Annotated in this window: 1 protein-coding gene; it reads left to right on the top strand. The window is 59.4% G+C overall.

The window, feature by feature from the left end:
- Positions 1-2067 (top strand): RNA polymerase sigma factor RpoD (gene rpoD / locus ACTHL0_RS19735; RefSeq protein WP_440568561.1); only part of this gene is annotated, 2067 nt, incomplete at both ends.

Genomic DNA, 2067 nt, shown 5'->3' with positions numbered 1-2067 from the left:
CGCCGGACGATTCGGCAGTGCGCGATACCCAAGTATCCACGGTGCAACCGGCTGAAGTCCAGCAGCCGCGAGTCGAGACTATAGCCGGTACGGCGAACTCCATGACGAAAAAGCTGAACGAAGTATCTGTCGATGACGACGCAACCCAAGCCGAAGAGCAGCAAGTAACGCCGGGCAAGGGCGAGAAGGCCAAGGCGCGCGATCGCCGCGCCAAGGAGAAGGCGCTGCTGAAGGACGCGTTCGCGTCCACTCAGCCCGGCACGGCGGAGGAGCTCGAAGAGCGCCGTTCGAAGCTGCGCGCGCTGATCAAGCTCGGCAAAGAGCGTGGCTTTCTGACGTACGCCGAAATCAACGATCATCTGCCTGACAATTTCGCCGAAACGGAAGCGATCGAAGGCATCATCAGCACGTTCAACGACATGGGTGTGGCTGTCTACGAGCAGGCGCCCGATGCTGAGACGCTGCTGTTGAACGACAACGCCCCGGCCGTTTCGTCGGACGACGAAGTGGAAGAGGAGGCGGAAGTTGCCCTCTCGACGGTCGATTCGGAGTTTGGCCGTACGACCGATCCTGTCCGTATGTACATGCGGGAAATGGGTACGGTCGAGCTGTTGACGCGCGAAGGCGAAATCGAGATCGCGAAGCGTATCGAAGACGGCCTGAAGCATATGGTCATGGCGATTTCGGCGTGCCCGACGACGATCGCGGACATTCTCGCGATGGCTGAGCGCGTCGCGAACGATGAAATCCGTATCGACGAGCTCGTCGATGGCCTGATCGATCCGAACGCGGAAGACACCGACGGCTTCTCGGCGCAGGAAGCCGAGGCGATCGAGAACGAGAGCGAAGAGGAAGAGGAAGAAGAGGGCGACGAGGAAGAAGAGGACGATGGCACCGCGCAAGCCACGGCCAACGCCGCGCAACTCGAAGCGCTCAAGCGTACCTCGCTCGAGAAGTTCGCCATGATCAGCGAATGGTTCGACAAGATGCGTCGTGCGTTCGAGAAGGAAGGCTACAAGTCGAAGTCGTACCTGAAGGCGCAAGAGACGATCCAGAACGAACTGATGTCGATCCGCTTCACGGCGCGTACGGTCGAGCGTCTGTGCGACACGCTGCGTGCACAGGTGGATGAAGTGCGTCAGGTCGAGCGTCAGATTTTGCACATCGTCGTCGATAAGTGCGGCATGCCGCGTTCGGAATTCATCGCGCGCTTCCCGGGCAGCGAGACCGATCTCGATTGGTCCGAGAAGGTCGTGGCGGAAAGCCATTCGTACAGCGCGATCCTGTCGCGCAACATTCCGGCTATTCGCGAGCAGCAGCAGCGTTTGCTCGATTTGCAGGCGCGTGTGGTGCTGCCGTTGAAGGACTTGAAGGAAACGAACCGCCAGATGGCGGCCGGCGAATTGAAGGCGCGGCAAGCCAAGCGGGAAATGACCGAGGCGAACTTGCGTCTCGTGATTTCCATCGCGAAGAAGTACACGAACCGCGGCTTGCAGTTCCTCGATTTGATCCAGGAAGGCAACATCGGTTTGATGAAGGCCGTGGACAAGTTCGAATATCGCCGTGGCTACAAGTTCTCGACGTACGCTACGTGGTGGATTCGCCAGGCCATTACGCGTTCGATTGCGGACCAGGCGCGCACGATCCGGATTCCGGTTCACATGATCGAGACGATCAACAAGATGAACCGTATTTCGCGGCAGATTCTGCAGGAGACGGGGCTCGAGCCCGATCCGGCCACGCTCGCGGAAAAGATGGAGATGCCCGAGGACAAGATCCGCAAGATCATGAAGATCGCGAAGGAGCCGATCTCGATGGAAACGCCGATCGGCGACGACGACGATTCGCATCTGGGCGATTTCATCGAGGATTCGAATACGGTGGCGCCGTCGGATGCCGCGTTGCACGCGAGCATGCGCGATGTCGTGAAGGACGTGCTTGATTCGTTGACGCCGCGCGAAGCGAAGGTGCTGCGGATGCGTTTCGGTATCGAGATGAGCACGGATCACACGTTGGAAGAAGTGGGTAAGCAATTCGACGTGACGCGTGAGCGGATTCGCCAGATCG

This window comes from Trinickia sp., assembly GCF_051961175.1.
In the GTDB taxonomy this organism is placed as follows: domain Bacteria; phylum Pseudomonadota; class Gammaproteobacteria; order Burkholderiales; family Burkholderiaceae; genus Trinickia.
This window is presented reverse-complemented; position numbering and strand designations above follow the sequence as displayed.